This is a genomic window from Calothrix sp. NIES-3974 (genome assembly GCF_002368395.1).
Lineage (GTDB): Bacteria > Cyanobacteriota > Cyanobacteriia > Cyanobacteriales > Nostocaceae > NIES-3974.
The window spans coordinates 4,007,135-4,022,963 of sequence record NZ_AP018254.1; the positions used below are offsets into that span (position 1 = coordinate 4,007,135).

Below are 15,829 nucleotides of genomic sequence, written 5' to 3' on the forward strand. Positions count from 1 at the left end.
GTATGGCAAATCGGGAACATTTGGCATTATTAACGACTGGTGGCTTAACTTGGGTCGATTGGCGCAAGCAATATCCCCATGTGCAACCAGATTTACGTGCGGTTAATTTGCAGGGTTTGCAGTTAACTGGTATGGATAATGGTAAAAGTTGGGAGGGGATGAATTTAAGTTATGTTAATTTTGATTTTGCCCAGTTAGCCGATGTGAATTTTCGGGGAGCGGATTTAAGCTGTGCCAATTTCAATGGTGCGAATTTAGATTCTGCTTGTTTGGTGGGTGCAAATTTGAGTTTAGCCCATTTGTGTGGTGTGAGGCTTAAGCAAGCTAATTTAAGTGATGCCAATTTAATTGGTGCGGATTTACAAAATGGAATGTTGCGTCAAGTAGTGTTAGTCAATGCGAATTTGATTGGCACGAATTTAAGCTGTGTTGACTTGCGGGAAGGGGATTTAGATAGTGCAAAATTGTGTCGAGCTAACCTTAGTTACGGGAATTTGATTGGTGCAAATTTGGGAATGGCTGATTTAACTTTAGCTAATTTGTACGCCGCCGAATTAATCAATGTTAATCTCTATCGAGCCAATTTAAGTCAAGCAAATTTACAACAAGCCCATTTAAATGGTGCTAATCTATATTGGGGTAATTTGAGTTATGCCAATCTCACCAATACGGATTTAAGAAAAGCTCAATTAATCAATGTTAATTTTGCTGGTGCGAATTTAACTGGTGCTAATATTGCCAGAGCCAACTTACGCCAAGCCCAAAATTTATCCATTACCCAAATCCACAGTACACGCAACTGGCAAGATGCCAAATATGATGAGCAAATGCGAGAATCCCTCGGTTTACCACTGCAAATTTGCGATTAAGTCCAGGATTTTTTCAAAAGTATTATTATAGTTCTGCAAAAATTAATTTTTAAGACATAGAATGTTCTTGCGTTTCTTGTATTTGTGGTCTTCTGATTTCAAATGCCCGGATAATTACAAATGCAATTAAGGCAAAGATAAAAAAGACTAACAACAACCAAGCAATTCCTTGCAGTGTTCCAATAACAGTTCCATAGACTTCCAAAACCCAACGTTCACTTGTGAGTTGAATTACCTGGGAGCCTTCTACTTGCAACGGAGTAATATATTTCTCTAACGACCAAATTCTCACACCACTGGATATACCCACAACATAGATTGCAAATTTCATGTATTTGAGCCAGCCTTGACTAATATCATCCGCAGTAATTCGCCGCAATATTTTTTCAATTGGTCGCTCGAACATGCGGACAATAACTCCGGAGACAATCAGGGAAATAAAGAATGTGACGATTAGCAGGGTGATAAACATGTTTTTACCCTCTTTACTTTGCAAAAATGACAAGTCTTGGAAATAAATCTGTCTCAATTTCAATCTTCTCTCATCGAATAATTAAGATTTTTATTCAATGTTAAATCTTGCTTTTCCAGAGATAAAATATTGGAAGAGATGAAAACTAAAATTGCAAGAATTTTGGTCAAATATCCAGAAATACTTTATCAACCACTTTTTGAAGAAAGGAAATTTGAACCTGTACAGATGCGACATGTCGCATCTCTCCCGATTCCCTTCTCCCTGTACAGACGAGCCGACGGGTCGTCTCTACTCCCATTAATCCCGATTCCCTTCTCCCTGTACAGACGAGCCGACGGGTTGTCTCTACTCCCATTAATATCGACTTGGAAAACATCCTCTCGATCAACTGCTTAATAACCTATCTCTTACGCTGATAAATTTTTCAATCGGAATGACAAAACCAATCCCTGTCGTATCTGGGCGTACTGCTGTATTAATCCCAATCACCTCACCTTTGTGGTTAAGTAAAGCACCTCCCGAATTTGCTCTATTAATTACCGCATCGGTTTGAATCCATTCCAAATTTCGGTTTGTATCTCCATCTGAATGCTTCAAGGTGCTAACAATTCCTAAAGAAACCATTTGGTCGCGACCGAAGGGATTGCCAATACTAATTACCCAATCCCCCAATTTTAAATCTCGTGATTTCCCTAGGGATACGGTAGATAGATTATCCGCATTCACATTCACAATTGCTAAATCTAACTCTTGATCAATTCCTAAAAGTGTACCAACAAGCTTACGTCCATCACTCAATGTCACTTGAATATGATCCGCTCCATTGACAATATGAGCATTGGTTAAAATCATCCCATCTTCTCTGATAATCACACCCGAACCTTGATTACTACTGTGTAAATAAGGAATCTCCTGGGTTCTTTGCTGATGATCTCTGCCAAAAAAGCGCTCGAAGCTAGGGTCATTAAAAATCGGTGGAATCGGTATTTTCAGAGTGCGATCGCTTTCTATTTTCACAATAGCTGGAGCAACTTTTTTGATGGCAGTAGTCACAAAATTACTTTGTTCTCGTGTTGCATTTATCACACGAACTGGCTGCTGATTCTTGTTAATTGATGTTACATTGTGTGGACTGATATCAATATCCTGGGGGATAAATTGATTGGGGAATAGTCGAATTGCTGCTAATGCTAAAGTTCCGCCCAAAATTGCCGTGAAGATAAAACCTGCAATCGGAGGTTGATAATTAGGAATATTTCGGTCTGATGGATGGGAAGATGCCATATACCCCCCTTCTATATCACAATTGAAATTTTTGAGTTATTTTGAACCGTTTTTATGACTTATTTTCACTTTCCATCCGAATTTATACGTAACCCGGATTGCTCACAAACTCCTCAAACTTGCAGGGAGTAGGAAGTCCCCTACATGCTTACACCAGAACCGTAGATGCGCATAGCGCAGCTTCTTTTGGAGATGAAAGCAGTTTTTCCCCTACCCACTATTCACAACTCCCTACACCCTTTCAAGTCAGGAATTAGTAGGAAAATCAACCCCTTACTCAATGCTTACCACCTACTTGTGAGCGATGCAGGGTAAGGTGTAAGTAAGACTAACAAGTATACACAATAGTTACAAATTAAACTCTAGTTTTAAGAGTAGAAAAAAATGTTGAGGAACTTGTGAAGGTTGGGAAATTTCTGTAACCAATTACCTCTATCTTTAACCAAATTACTGGAAAAGTAAATCCAAGTCACAACATCCAACCAAACCATCACCCCAACCATTCCCCCACCACTCTACCTAAATCACTCCCACTTGCATTCCATCTGGCAATTCCAGGGTATCACCGTATTTTTCCCCATTATGGTAAGCCGCTAATAATACCTCACTGGTTTTCCCCCAGCCAATATTACCTTGACTGTCGAGAGCGATCGCGCCGAAATCCCGTTTGTTTGCCATCGCTTCTGTAAATGAACGTTCCATCGCAGCCAACAAAGATGTACCATCCGTCACCCGAATCACAATCCGTGGAGCTAAACATTCATCGATAATGTCTTCACCTATACCAGTACAACTAACGGCTGCATAGGTATTAGCATAATTACCGGCTGGCATTGCCGAGTCACTCACCCGTCCCACCCGTTCAAAACCCTTACCACCGGTGGATGTTCCAACCGCTAATTTCCCTTCCTGGTCAAGGGCTACTACACCAATCGTCCCCCGACGAGCATTAGGTGTAGATAACTCCGCTTCGGCAACCACCCCAGCCATCGATTTTTGGAAGTTTTCTTGTCTTTCTTGTAACCATTCATTTAAGCGTAAATCCGTAAGGGGGTTAAAACAAGGAATCTGTAATTCCCTAGCTAGTTCAGCAGCACCATAGTCCGATAGCACCCGGTCGGGAAATTGTTGTAAAAATTGTGCCATGTTAATCGGATTTTGGACACGGGACACATTAATCACACCGCTAAAACTTTGACGACTACCGTCCATTAGGGATGCACTCATGCGAATTTGTCCATCCGACTGCAAAACCGAACCCGTACCAGCATTAAAACGGGGATGATCTTCCAGTAACCGACAACCGAGAACAACCGCATCTACCGCATTTACCCCAGCATTTAACTTGTGATAAACCTGATCCACAATTGCTGAAAGTGCTTGACGTACCGCTTCCACACCTCCTTTACCTTTAAGGGAACTACCAGCTCCACCATGAATTATTAATTTCGGTTGCACTACAGGGTCTCCAAAGAATACAGAATACAGGATACAAGATACAGGATAATGATGGATGACAGTTAACCATCAATAGTAGATCAAGTATTTATGGGAGTTGCAACTGAGTGGGTTTAATTTATTTTTAGCTCTCCCCAGGTGCAAGATATCAGCTAAAACCCACATTGAAGTTGAGAATTAAGTCATACTTATACTGAATAAATTATATTTATATGATTTAGGTATTTTTATTTTCGCAGCTTATATTTAAACTAGAAACATCAATTCCAGATGTGAGGATACAAAGTTCTAATGATTATCAGTGGAATTCTCAGAAATCAGCAATCGACTGGGACAGCAGGTCAAGGTCATCATTCCATCGATGTACTTTATCCGATGCGTTGCTGGTTGAAGCAAATTGAAATCAATAATATTGCGATCGCTCGTTTGATTTGTCGTTTAATTCCAGCCCAATGTCCCTTTGCTCGTACCATTTCTTGGAAGCAACGGAAATTAATCGTCATTCCACCTTTGTGTAAAATCAATCCCTTCTATGATGAATTGATGGAATTGCGATTTCGAGCGCTTTGTTTTTTAGCTGATCAACCCAGTGAAAGTATCTACATCGGGAGAGCTATCAATGCAGAAGCTACAAAATCCTATTAGTCATGACGAGGGTTGGTCAATTCAAGTTTATGGGAGCGATCGCCGGCTAATCTGTTCTCTTTACCCTTCCCATGCTTGGACCTTTGCTGTCGGTATTCTCCTTGGCTTCGTCATTGCATTTTTCAGCATGAGTCATAACAGTCCGACATCTCAACGTGAAGCCACTCCTCTAATTGAGCCAAGTTCCCAGGAAATTCCCATCCAATTAGAGTGATACCATGTCCAGTGATGTAATTATCATCAAAACAAACATAAAACCTTTGCACCTTACCTTCTTTGTATGAGTATTATCTTGCATTTCTCAAAAATCAGGACTTATATTACAGAAAGAACATTTGTCCGCAGCGACCGAAACCCAGTGTAGGGAAGCAATTGCAGGTTTTTTCGATTACTTCGCCCTCCGCACCCTACAGGAAGCAAGCTACGTAATGACGCAGTGGTGTTACTTTTGCGTTATTCCTAACAAATGAACACTAAGCGTTAAGTAATAGCTTAATTTTATTTCTTATTTCTATTCCCTACTCCCGTCACGGACTATTTCCTGAGAGTTTGAGGGATTTGTGAGCAATCCAGGTTATGAACCACCCCAAATAAATCACGTAACCCCTAGGTCAAAATCGCACCCCCCATCAACCGTGTATACCGCAGTTTTAATTCCTCCTTCATCAAAAACCACCGTTCCAAAGTTGTGTCAAGTTCAATAATTTTTTCCGCCGCTTGTCGGGCTAAAGTTAATATTTCCTCATCTTCCACTAAACTGGCTAGTGTAAAATCAGGCACGCCTGATTGTCGCGTCCCCAGTACTTCCCCTGGTCCACGGAAGCGCATATCCATTTCCGAGATAAAAAACCCATCCTGGGATTGTTCCAATACCTTTAAACGTTGTTGGGCTTCGGGACTGCGGGAACTATTCATCAGCAAACAATAGGATTTTGCTGCTCCCCGTCCTACCCTTCCCCGTAACTGGTGTAGCTGGGATAAACCAAATCTCTCCGCATGTTCAATCAACATTACCGTCGCATTCGGCACATCCACACCCACCTCTACCACGGTGGTTGATACCAAAATATGTGTTTCCTGCTGACGAAATTGGCTGATGGCTGCATCCTTTTCGGCGGAACTCATCCGTCCGTGTAATAACCCGACCTTGTATTCAGGGAAAATACTTTCCTGTAATTTGCGGTGTTCTTCTGTTGCCGAACGCAAATCGAGTTTTTCCGATTCCTCCACCAAGGGTAACACCACGTATACTTGACGACCTTGGGCAATTTCTCGACGTATCAAATCATAGGCTTCGGGACGTTGACTGTTAGTCAGAACGGTGGTGGTAATTGCTTGTCGTCCTGGTGGTAATTCATCGATTTGACTCACATCCAAGTCACCGTGGATAGTTAAAGCCAAGGTGCGGGGAATCGGCGTGGCGGTCATAGTTAATACATGGGGTTGGATACCCTTTTGTTGCAATTTAGCCCTTTGTTCTACCCCGAAGCGGTGTTGTTCGTCGATGACGACTAATCCCAGTTGTTGAAAGTTTACCGGGTCTTGAATTAAAGCGTGGGTTCCCACCAGTAAGGGTAATTGTCCGGTTTCTAGTTGAGCGTGAATTTCCCGACGTTTAGCTGCGCGGGTGGAACCTGTCAGGAGTTCTACGGGAAGATGCAATAAATTAAACCAACTGACCAATTTGCGGTAATGTTGTTCTGCGAGGACTTCCGTGGGAGCCATGAGAGCTGCTTGATAACCGGATTGAATCGCTGCTAAAGTAGCAATCACCGCCACAACCGTTTTCCCAGAACCCACATCTCCCTGAACTAAACGATTCATGGGGGTCGGTTTTTGTAGGTCGTTAAGAATCTCATTCACCACCCTTTGTTGCGCACCGGTGAGTTGGAAGGGGAGAATTTCGTAAAATCGGTCGATGAGTTCGCCTTTGGGTGCAAGGATGGCGCTGGTTTGGATTTGTTTAGCTTTTTGTTGTCTTTGCAGTAAACCCAATTGTAAATAGAAAAATTCATCGAAAACTAGACGACGACGAGCTGCTTGCAGATACTCATTATCCTTGGGAAAATGGATGTTTTGAATTGCATCCTTGAGTTCCATCAAACGATATTTTTCCCGCAAACCGTGGGGTAAAGGGTCTTTTAAATTAATTGTCGCTGGTAAACAGGCAATTACCGCATTGCGCACCACATTAGCCACAACCCCTTCCGTGAGGGAATAAATGGGTACAACCCGACCAATGGTTAGGGATTCAATGGCATCACCAGGACCAGCTAAAACCTCCAGTTCCGGTTCCTCCAGGGTCATCATGTTATACTTAGTTTGTTTTACCAACCCGCAAGCCGCCAAGGTAGTTCCGGGGGAATAGCGACGCTTTAAGCTTTCTTGCCAACCCCGACTAGTATACCTTGACCCGGCGAAAAAGCGGTTGATTTTAATTCTTCCGGTGTTATCCCGTAGTTGTAACTCGAGAATTGTTAATTTTTTATTCTTGGGACTGGTAAAACAATTACAACTTTTGACCGTAGCAATAATTGTCACAGTTTCCCCTGGTTGTAGTTCGCGAATGCAGACTTGTCGGGCATAATCAATGTGGTCACGGGGATAGTAAAATAGTAAATCCCGGACTGTAAATAAGCCGAGACGCGCAAGTTTATCAGCTTGACGTGAACCTATTTCTGCTAACTGACTCAGCTGATCATCAAGCTTAGGAGCAAGACGACGACTAACTTCCTCAACAACGGGTGTAGTCGGATGTAGCTTTTTTTGATATTGGGATTTATTTCCTGGAGAAGTTGGGGAAGGATGGGGACTGGGTGGTTTTTGCAGATATTCAATGTAGCGTCGCGTATGATTCACAAGATGTTGACGCTCATCCGGCGATAAACTGGGATAGTTAGCAAATCTAGCAGCTAACTCCTGCCAACGCCGACGTTCGATAGTAGCAATTCCTGGTGGAAACTGACCAAAAGTCAGACTCAAAAACTCACTAAACCGATACTGCCGACCCATCAGGTCAGAAAACCCTTGTTGGGCTTCAATTTCCAGCGCTTTTTCCAAGCGTATCCAATCGGGGATATCGGCAGTCATGGCAAAATCAAAAGAATAGGGGAGAGAAATATAAATCAGGTATGGTATTTGTCCAATTTAGCCTATTTGCGAGCAGAAAACATGGGGTGACTCCCGTCGTTATTTTCCCATATTCATACATATATACTATACTGGATGGTCAGCTTTAAGGAATTGTTAGCTGGCTATTGGCTCAATAAGTTTACTCTTCCTCTATTCCCGTCTCTGCTGCTTGTCTTATGGTTACGAGCAACATAGTCAGCAGCTTCCCTAATTTGCCTAAGTTTGCATTAGCGCGTCGAAGAGCGGTATTGAGGATTTCACGTGGTTCTGGCATTCACTTCTATCCTTTGGAATATCGTAGTTAGTCCAAAGTACCTCCGTCCGAGGTTGTTTGACAGATAGACATTGTTTTGATGGGGATTCGATACAGTTCCAGTCCTTATAAAGCTGATCTAATAATTGGCAACGATAACCGGATATAGCAACTTTACCTTGAAGTTTATTTAAAACTGTGGCAAGTTCTCGGTGATCGTCGTCAGTCATCTCGTATCCATAGGCATGAATGTCACCCCGTGAATCATGGGGATAGGGAGGATCACAATAAAACAAAGTTTCCTCACTATCGTATCGCTGAATTACTGCGATCGCCGGTGCATTTTCTATCTGCACCCGTAAAAGTCTTTGGACAATTTCCGACAATCCTTCAACACTACCCAACCAACGGGAAACTGCTCCTGCCATTCCTGCTCGACTAGTTAACTTACAATAAGCCCACCTACCAGCGCTGGCTGTTTGTGCAAGTCCCGTTCTGACTTGACGAGCGCGAACAAAGAAACGACGCGCTCTTTCTAATTCCGAAAGGTTATCTATGGGTTCTTCAACTGCAATTCTCAATTCTTCCCGAGAAAACGGTGTTAGCCCAATTGCACGAATCAGTTCTTCTGGTTGGTCACGTAACACCCGAAAAAAGTTGACAACTTCCCCGTCAATATCGTTGTAGGTTTCAACAGGGGAAGGCTCCCTATTGAGAAGGACAGCCGCAGAACCCGCAAATGGCTCACAGTAATGGGTTGTTTGCGGTAAAAGAGGGAGAAGCCAGTTTAAATGGTTAAACTTCCCACCATACCACCCAAATGCAATTACCTTACCCATTCGCTTTTTTTAACTCTTACCCTAAGTTAACAGTATATACGAAAAGCTTGTCTATGGAACGGAACATTGATAAACCCCGTCAGCTTCCCACAACCGGATTTTTAGACTGCATGATACCTATTAATACTAGTGACAATATTGGTGTACAATCAATCGTTGCTTGTAAGCTTTAGTCTAACGCTATGCTGTCTATTTTAGATTTCAAGGGATTTATACGAGGGGTCAAATACAAAGCCTGTTTAACTGAAAATTTGACAAAAGTATCTTTTGCAGACTTCGACCCTAACAATTCCAGTGCCAGCGGAATTATACAAGCAGATGACACGGAAGTCGCTTACTCTAAATGGGTTTCCCCCAAGAGGACTAGAAGTTACCCGTTTGCAAGAATTTACAGCACTTATAATGCTGCCAAAGCATTAACAATAATTCCCATCATTAAAAATAAAATTAGAGCAAATCACGAATAAATCATGCCTAAAGCGAAAAGCCCTCTTCGTTATCCTGGTGGCAAATCTAAAGCACTTGATCAGATACTTCCTCATGTCCCATTAAATATTGATGAATACAGAGAACCTTTTATCGGTGGTGGTTCTGTTTTTCTGGCAATAAAACAACTATTTGGCTGTCGCATCAAGCAGTACTGGATTAATGATTTAAATTTCGACCTCTGTTGTTTTTGGTTGTATGCTAAAACTGAAAATGAAGCCCTTGCAGATGAAGTCAGCAGAATCAAGAAAAAATATACAAACGGTAGAGATTTATTTAATGATTTGACTGGTGACGACCTGAAGTTGAATGATTTTGAAAGAGCCGTACGTTTTTTTGTTCTCAACCGCATCACTTTCTCTGGTACTGTAGATTCCGGTGGATACTCCCAACAAGCTTTTGAACGCAGGTTTACAAACTCATCGATTGACCGACTGCGGGATATCTGTGTTTATTTGTCATCTGTTCATATTACTTGCGGCGATTACGAGGACTTACTCTTTCAAGACGGGAAAAATGTTTTTATTTTTCTTGATCCGCCCTATTTAAGTGCGACAAAATCAAAACTTTATGGTAGGAAAGGAAATTTACATACTGCTTTTGATCACGAACGATTTGCTAAAAATATGCGCGAATGTCCGCACAAGTGGCTTATCACCTATGATGATTCCCCAGAAATTAGGGAAATGTTTAGTTTTGCCAATATTACCGCATGGGCGCTTCAATATGGTATGAATAACTATAAGCAGGAATCGGCTGCTCAAGGACAAGAGTTATTGATTAAAAACTATTAATTAATTTACATCACTTTTACATCTGGTTGTTCGCGAATCACCCGATCTACGTCATCAACGGCAATTTGCCAAATAGCGCGAAATGCTTGGAAAGAATCTTGGGAAATTCTTTCTTCTACCATTGCATCCACAGCTCGTTTAAAAATAGCTTCTAAATCTTGTCTAATTAATTTAGCTTCTTTTGCCAAGAACTGTTGATCTAATGTAAAAATTTGTGTGGGAGGGGAATTTTCTGGAGTTCTAGCTTTGTCTAAAACAGCTTGATAAACCAGGTAATCGATGACTGGGGGGTTTTTTTCACCGACAAGAGGTATGCTTGGGTCAAAGCCAATCAGCGCTGGAAGGAAATTTTTACGACTTTGACGTTTTTGGCGATCGCTCCCTACTATAACAGCCCTGTGAGGTGTTTGGGCAAAAATATAGTTAGCAAGTTCAGTTTGACTTTGTTCTAGTGCTTTAACCACTTTCCGCAAGGTTCTACTAAAGGAAACTACCGACTCTTGAGAAACTATTCCCTTTTCTCTTGCTGTTTCCGTATCATATTTTTCGACTAATATTTTAGCTATTTTATCGATGGCTGAATTTACCTGGGGATTCCCATTCAATGCATCGGTTTCCTTCATCAGCGAAGGGTTTGTTTCCAATTCCACCAACCGATACAGAAAATCCTGCGCATCCATCAGCGCAGTGACTTCGCGAATATAATCATCGGCTTTGTCTTTACGCGCTTGTTCTAATTGTTGCAACAACCACCAAAACCACCCTGCAAGGGGTATCATCACCCCTAACAAAACTTCTAAAGTCCCGGAATTTTGCTCTAACCAATAAGGTTGCTCTCGATTGTAGTACCATTGCGCTCCCAGATGGGTCGCAACCACATCTACCTTCGTTTCCTGGGGAGGGGTAATATAGGCAGCAAGGGGTAATTCCATTTTTTGGATAAAATCTTGACGATGTTCAAATAATACTTCTGTTAACCGACGAATTACGTCTGGGTTCACGTTTCTATGGGTCAGTAATAAACGTTGTACTTTGACTGTGGTCAGTTGTTTATTGGGTTCCATATCGTTTTCGGGAATCGGATCTTCCCCCCGATATGCACCTTTAGGAATTACGGATTCTTCTATATAGGGATTTTTTATTCTTAATGCACCAGCTTGATCAATCGCAATTAATTCCGGATTTGCTTGGGGACATTCTGTTAATAAACGACGGATTTTTTCATGACCGATGGCTCTAACATGAAATACCGCTTGTGCATCTCCCCGACAAAAAGCTGTAATCTCATAATCAGAGGTGACAGTTACAAATTGATAATCTTGTTTAGATAAACCATAATGTTCAGTTAGAAAATAAAATGATTGTATCTGTCCTCCTTGCTGCGGTGGCATAATAATCCGCTTTCCCCGTAAATCCGTTACTCTTTTGATACCTGCATCCCCGCGAACAATTAGTTGATATGCATCTGGAAATAAACTTGCAATTAATCTTGTACCTGATAGATCAACTGGTTGTAAATTCAACTGCTTCCGTACAGAATTTGGCATCGCTAATAAATCAGCTTGAGCTACACCTAAATCTGCTTGTTGATTACCTAACTTTTGTAAATTACTTTGTGTCCCATCGGTTTCAATCACTTCAATATTAATCCGGGGAAAGGTATTTTGTTCTACTAATTCCTTGAAAATCAACGCAAATTTGTAACTTTCACCGTCTTTTCTTCCGGCTGCAAACTTGACCTGGGTAGGCATTAGCCAATACCAGAGAGTGAGAAACAAAATGGTAAATGAACCTAACAGAAAAAACGTACTTCCTTTCCATTTTAGTTTAATAAGCATATTATTTTCTGGTTAAGTTTAGGTTAAGATTAAAATCAGTAATAGTACCTATAGTCTCAATTTTACGGGAAATAGTAACCGTGAATACAAAATTACATATTTCCGTAAGAATGGGGGAATAATATCATATTGGCAATTATTTTATCCGTCATAACACGCAACCTGATAGCTAGATTATAGTATAAATTGAAGGTGTGTTTTGTAATTAATTAGTAGATACAGCACTTTCGAGGTAAATGAGGTACACTTGTTATTAGTGCATCAAAAATTAAAATGAAACCCTACTCAATCGATTTACGAGAAAAAATAGTAAGTGCTTACGAAAAGGGTGATACATCAATTCGAGGAGTAGCTGTGCAGTTTGGTATAGCAAAAAGCTATGTGCAGAAGCTAATCAGGCAAAAAAGATTGGAAGGGCATCTAGAACCCAAAAAGCAAGGTGGAGCAATGAAGGGTAAGCTAGATGATTACGGTAGCGAATTAGCAGAAATGGTTCAAAGTTACCCGGATTTAACTTTATTGGAATATTGCGAGTATTTTGGAGAAAAATATAACATTTGGGTGTGTGCAAGTGTGATGTGTTGTGCATTGCAAAAACAAGAATTAACTCGAAAAAAAAGACTTTACGTAGCAGCCAAGCGAAAACAGAAAGAGTCCAAAAACTGAGATTAGAATATTGGGAGAAAGTAAAACACATAGACCCAGAAAACCTTGTGTTTATAGACGAAATGGGTGTTTTGCTTGGTTTGACTAGAACTCATGCTCGAAGCGATCGCGGGAGTAGAGCTTATGATTTTAAACCATATTACCGAGGTGCAAAAATAAGTGTAATTGGAGGAATTAGCTTCAAAAAAGTCTTAGCTGTGATGACTTTAAATGGCTCAATGAATGGAGAAGCTTATAAAGTTTTTGTAGAGCATTTTTTACTTCCACAATTATGGGTTGGTGCAGTCGTTGTAATGGATAATCTGCCAGCACATAAAGTCGAAGAGATTAAGCCTTTGATTGAATCTGTAGGAGCAAGTGTTCTTTATCTATCTCCTTATTCCCCTGAATTTAATCCAATTGAACATTGGTGGTCACAATTAAAAGCGTTCTTAAAACAGTTTTCTCCTAAAAGTGCATCTGTAGTTGATGGTTTAATTAAAATTGCACTGACATTAGTTGATCCAAAGCATCTAAAAAATTGGTTTACTAATTGTTGCTACTGTACCTCATAAACCTCGAATCTGCTGTAAATGGATGCTTATAGAGTAGAACCCTTTTTATTTATAGTTTTTCAAGTTTTTTGGCAGGAGTTACTAGGCGATAGAATCTATAGCTCAATGCAGAAAAGCAGACAGGCAATTAACACTTTGATTGAGGAAAGTCAAAAAAATCAACAATTAAGTCAAGATTTGGTAATTAACTTAGAGAAGTGTTTTTATGCTGTCAGAAAGGGTATAGCTGAAAAATGTCGTTACGAATTAATTCAAAGGTCTACCTTTGTTCAGTATCGGGGTTCAAAAGTTTATAAGCCACCAGAGAATGATCGAGATATTAAGTATCTAGAAGTTTACATCAAGGAATTAGACAAAAAACTGAAGCAACTTCATCTCAAAAAATCAGAAAAGAATATTCAAGAAATATTGACACAAATATCTTTGTCTAGTCATCAATCGGTAGAAGAAACAAAGCTATATTTAGAGCAGTTATATCTAAAGGCAGAGAAAGATTGTCCTGTGAGTATTTATAAAGCCGCACTTAGGGATAAAGAAAATGGTTTACAACAACAAATATTTAAAAGTATGTTACTAGAACTAGAAGAAAATGAGAAACTAAATCAAATATTTGATATTCAAACCTATTTAACTCTAACCCAAATGTTTCAAAAATATCAGAATCAGTAATTATATTTTAGGCGTTGCAGAATCAGGGGATAATTTGACCAAATTTTCAACGATTTTTCGATGCTTTCAAATACTTATTCATCCTGCACTTATGCAACGCCATATTTTGTTCTCAACTAGGATTGGGAGTAGCCATCTCAATGAGAAGCCACTACGGTCTACATGTAAGGATTATACCAAAACCAATGAAAGAGGTTTTTCCCACTCCCTACTCAAATTCAAATTAGTAAATCCCGAAAACTTTTAGGAACTAGAGTTTGACTGCTCACAATATCCTCAAGATTTTTCCCTACATTCAAATCATGGTTGGATAATCACAACGATAACCCCATGATTAATTCTTCTTGCGATATTATTATCATTGGTGCGGGGATAGCTGGATTGAGTGCGGGTTGCTATGCACAGATGAACGGCTATCGCAGCGAAATTATGGAAATGCACAATCTCCCTGGTGGTTTGTGTACCGCGTGGAAGCGTCAGGGATATACCTTTGATGGTTGCATTCATTATCTATTTGGTTCGGGTAAAAATCAACCCTTTCATTCCATGTGGGAGGAACTGGGAGCAATTCAAGGACGCAAATTTGTCAACCATGATGAATTTATGCGGGTGATTGCACCATCTGGACAAACCCTGATTGTTTATACCGACCCTGACCGACTGGAACATCATTTACTTGACTTCTCACCGCAGGATAGTAAATTAATTAAACAATTTTGTGCTGGTATCTGGGATTTTACTGAGTTTGATTTGTCCTTGCTGCAACAAAAGCCGAAAAATCTGATGAATTGGGGTGATTGGTGGCGATTAACGCGAAAAATGCTGCCATTTATGGGATTATTAACTCAATGGGGCCATATTTCTGCGCAAGAATTTGCTCAACGTTTCCACAACCCTTTTTTAAGGTCAGCCATTCCTCACATGTTTGCTTGGCCAAGTATTCCCATGATGGTGGGGATGTCTTTGCTTGCTTATATGTATAACAAAAATGCTGGTTTTCCCATCGGAGCATCCTTGGAATTTGCGCGATCGCTGGAGCAACGTTATTTACAATTAGGTGGTAAAGTCCACTATTGTGCTCAGGTGGAACGGGTACTTGTGGAAAATAACCAAGCTGTGGGGGTGCGACTTTATGATAACCGCGAGTATTTTGCTGGTCGTGTTATTTCTGCTTGTGATGGACGGGGGACAATTTTTAATCTGTTGGGGGGAAAATACTTAAACCAGAAAATCAAAAAATTATATGATGGTCATCTCCCTGTCCATTCCCAATTGCAAGTTTCCCTGGGTGTTAACCGGGATTTGTCTCAGGAACCCCACTGGGTGACACATTTACTAGAAACACCGATTCTGATTGCCGGGGAAAACCGCTACGAAATTGGTGTCAAACACTACTGTTTTGACCCTTCCCTCGCTCCACCAGGTAAATCGGTAATGATGGTAATGTTAAATACTCCCTATGATTACTGGCAGCGAATTTACGGACGTTCAATTTACAATGTGGAACAAATTCAGGAATCGCAAATCCTCATCGACCAATTAGCAGAGTTTTATCCGGGGATTAAAGCTGATATTGAATATGTTGATGTTGCCACACCCCTAAGTTACGAACGCTACACAGGTAATTGGCAAGGTTCTAGTTGTGGTTGGTTATTGACTAAGGAAACAATGGGTTTGATGATCGCTGGAATTGAGAAAAAATTGCCGGGTTTGGATAATTTTTATATGATTGGACAATGGTTAGAACCGGGTGGAAGTGTACCTGTGGTTGCAATGTCGGGACGTAATATTATCCAACAGATTTGTCATGAGGATCAAAGGGAATTTGTCACGACGGTTCCGGATTAAAAGAATGCAGGAAATAGGA

General features: G+C 40.6%; 13 protein-coding genes. 7 read left to right on the plus strand and 6 right to left on the minus strand.

Features of this window, described 5'->3' with window-relative positions; genetic code table 11:
* Window positions 1-2 precede the first annotated feature (2 nt).
* Window positions 3-869, plus strand: coding sequence for a pentapeptide repeat-containing protein (locus CDC37_RS16120; RefSeq protein ID WP_096623122.1), 867 nt, complete (start codon window positions 3-5; stop codon window positions 867-869).
* A gap of 49 nt (window positions 870-918) precedes the next feature.
* On the opposite strand, the gene CDC37_RS16125 is transcribed toward CDC37_RS16120, so the two are convergent.
* The 3 genes from CDC37_RS16125 to CDC37_RS16135 all read right to left on the minus strand — a co-directional run bounded on the left by CDC37_RS16125 (window position 919) and on the right by CDC37_RS16135 (window position 4,086).
* A complete protein-coding gene (locus CDC37_RS16125; RefSeq protein ID WP_096623124.1) occupies window positions 919-1,341 on the minus strand; it encodes a hypothetical protein in 423 nt (140 codons plus the stop codon).
* 387 nt (window positions 1,342-1,728) lie between these two features.
* A complete protein-coding gene (locus tag CDC37_RS16130; RefSeq protein ID WP_096623126.1) occupies window positions 1,729-2,628 on the minus strand; it encodes a trypsin-like peptidase domain-containing protein in 900 nt (299 codons plus the stop codon).
* A gap of 519 nt (window positions 2,629-3,147) precedes the next feature.
* Window positions 3,148-4,086: an isoaspartyl peptidase/L-asparaginase gene (locus tag CDC37_RS16135; RefSeq protein WP_096623128.1), complete on the minus strand. Its 939-nt coding sequence runs from the start codon at window positions 4,084-4,086 to the stop codon at window positions 3,148-3,150.
* 291 nt (window positions 4,087-4,377) lie between these two features.
* On the opposite strand from CDC37_RS16135, the gene CDC37_RS16140 reads away from it, so the two are divergent.
* Window positions 4,378-4,731, plus strand: coding sequence for a Mo-dependent nitrogenase C-terminal domain-containing protein (locus CDC37_RS16140; RefSeq protein WP_096623130.1), 354 nt, complete (start codon window positions 4,378-4,380; stop codon window positions 4,729-4,731).
* Between the two features lie 606 nt (window positions 4,732-5,337).
* Here CDC37_RS16140 and recG read toward each other — a convergent pair.
* Complete coding sequence (gene recG, locus CDC37_RS16145; protein ID WP_096623132.1) at window positions 5,338-7,821, minus strand: ATP-dependent DNA helicase RecG; 2,484 nt, start codon at window positions 7,819-7,821, stop codon at window positions 5,338-5,340.
* 258 nt (window positions 7,822-8,079) lie between these two features.
* Window positions 8,080-8,955, minus strand: a complete 876-nt coding sequence (locus tag CDC37_RS16150) for a DNA adenine methylase (RefSeq protein WP_096623134.1) — start codon at window positions 8,953-8,955, stop codon at window positions 8,080-8,082.
* 470 nt (window positions 8,956-9,425) lie between these two features.
* On the opposite strand from CDC37_RS16150, the gene CDC37_RS16160 reads away from it, so the two are divergent.
* Window positions 9,426-10,235 carry a DNA adenine methylase gene (locus tag CDC37_RS16160; RefSeq protein ID WP_096623138.1) on the plus strand — a complete coding sequence of 270 codons (810 nt, stop codon included), beginning with the start codon at window positions 9,426-9,428 and terminating at the stop codon, window positions 10,233-10,235.
* A 5-nt stretch (window positions 10,236-10,240) separates the two neighbouring features.
* On the opposite strand, the gene CDC37_RS16165 is transcribed toward CDC37_RS16160, so the two are convergent.
* Entirely contained in the window at window positions 10,241-12,073 is a 1,833-nt protein-coding gene (locus tag CDC37_RS16165; RefSeq protein WP_096623140.1) for a TAXI family TRAP transporter solute-binding subunit, read from the minus strand.
* 273 nt (window positions 12,074-12,346) lie between these two features.
* Between CDC37_RS16165 and CDC37_RS24990 the strand changes: the two genes are divergently transcribed.
* The 4 genes from CDC37_RS24990 to CDC37_RS16185 all read left to right on the plus strand — a co-directional run bounded on the left by CDC37_RS24990 (window position 12,347) and on the right by CDC37_RS16185 (window position 15,810).
* Window positions 12,347-12,739 (plus strand): helix-turn-helix domain-containing protein, encoded by a 393-nt coding sequence (locus CDC37_RS24990; RefSeq protein WP_096619923.1) that lies wholly within the window; start codon window positions 12,347-12,349, stop codon window positions 12,737-12,739.
* Window positions 12,652-13,293 (plus strand): IS630 family transposase, encoded by a 642-nt coding sequence (locus CDC37_RS24440; RefSeq protein ID WP_197707004.1) that lies wholly within the window; start codon window positions 12,652-12,654, stop codon window positions 13,291-13,293. The genes CDC37_RS24990 and CDC37_RS24440 overlap by 88 nt, the downstream gene beginning before the upstream one ends.
* 105 nt (window positions 13,294-13,398) lie before the next feature.
* On the plus strand, window positions 13,399-13,962 hold the full coding sequence (locus CDC37_RS16180) for a hypothetical protein (RefSeq protein ID WP_157780766.1): 564 nt from the start codon (window positions 13,399-13,401) through the stop codon (window positions 13,960-13,962).
* Window positions 13,963-14,292: 330 nt separating this feature from the next.
* Entirely contained in the window at window positions 14,293-15,810 is a 1,518-nt protein-coding gene (locus tag CDC37_RS16185) for a phytoene desaturase family protein (RefSeq protein ID WP_096623144.1), read from the plus strand.
* The last annotated feature ends 19 nt before the right edge of the window (window positions 15,811-15,829 follow it).

What these genes read in the sequence shown, in the direction of transcription:
- recG (WP_096623132.1), bottom strand. Translation starts at nt 7,821, where the DNA reads ATGACTGCCGATATCCCCGATTGGATACGCTTGGAAAAAGCGCTGGAA.
- CDC37_RS16140 (WP_096623130.1), top strand. Translation starts at nt 4,378, where the DNA reads ATGATTATCAGTGGAATTCTCAGAAATCAGCAATCGACTGGGACAGCA.
- CDC37_RS16125 (WP_096623124.1), bottom strand. Translation starts at nt 1,341, where the DNA reads ATGTTTATCACCCTGCTAATCGTCACATTCTTTATTTCCCTGATTGTC.
- CDC37_RS24990 (WP_096619923.1), top strand. Translation starts at nt 12,347, where the DNA reads ATGAAACCCTACTCAATCGATTTACGAGAAAAAATAGTAAGTGCTTAC.
- CDC37_RS16165 (WP_096623140.1), bottom strand. Translation starts at nt 12,073, where the DNA reads ATGCTTATTAAACTAAAATGGAAAGGAAGTACGTTTTTTCTGTTAGGT.
- CDC37_RS16160 (WP_096623138.1), top strand. Translation starts at nt 9,426, where the DNA reads ATGCCTAAAGCGAAAAGCCCTCTTCGTTATCCTGGTGGCAAATCTAAA.
- CDC37_RS16180 (WP_157780766.1), top strand. Translation starts at nt 13,399, where the DNA reads ATGCAGAAAAGCAGACAGGCAATTAACACTTTGATTGAGGAAAGTCAA.
- CDC37_RS16120 (WP_096623122.1), top strand. Translation starts at nt 3, where the DNA reads ATGGCAAATCGGGAACATTTGGCATTATTAACGACTGGTGGCTTAACT.
- CDC37_RS16185 (WP_096623144.1), top strand. Translation starts at nt 14,293, where the DNA reads ATGATTAATTCTTCTTGCGATATTATTATCATTGGTGCGGGGATAGCT.
- CDC37_RS16150 (WP_096623134.1), bottom strand. Translation starts at nt 8,955, where the DNA reads ATGGGTAAGGTAATTGCATTTGGGTGGTATGGTGGGAAGTTTAACCAT.
- CDC37_RS16130 (WP_096623126.1), bottom strand. Translation starts at nt 2,628, where the DNA reads ATGGCATCTTCCCATCCATCAGACCGAAATATTCCTAATTATCAACCT.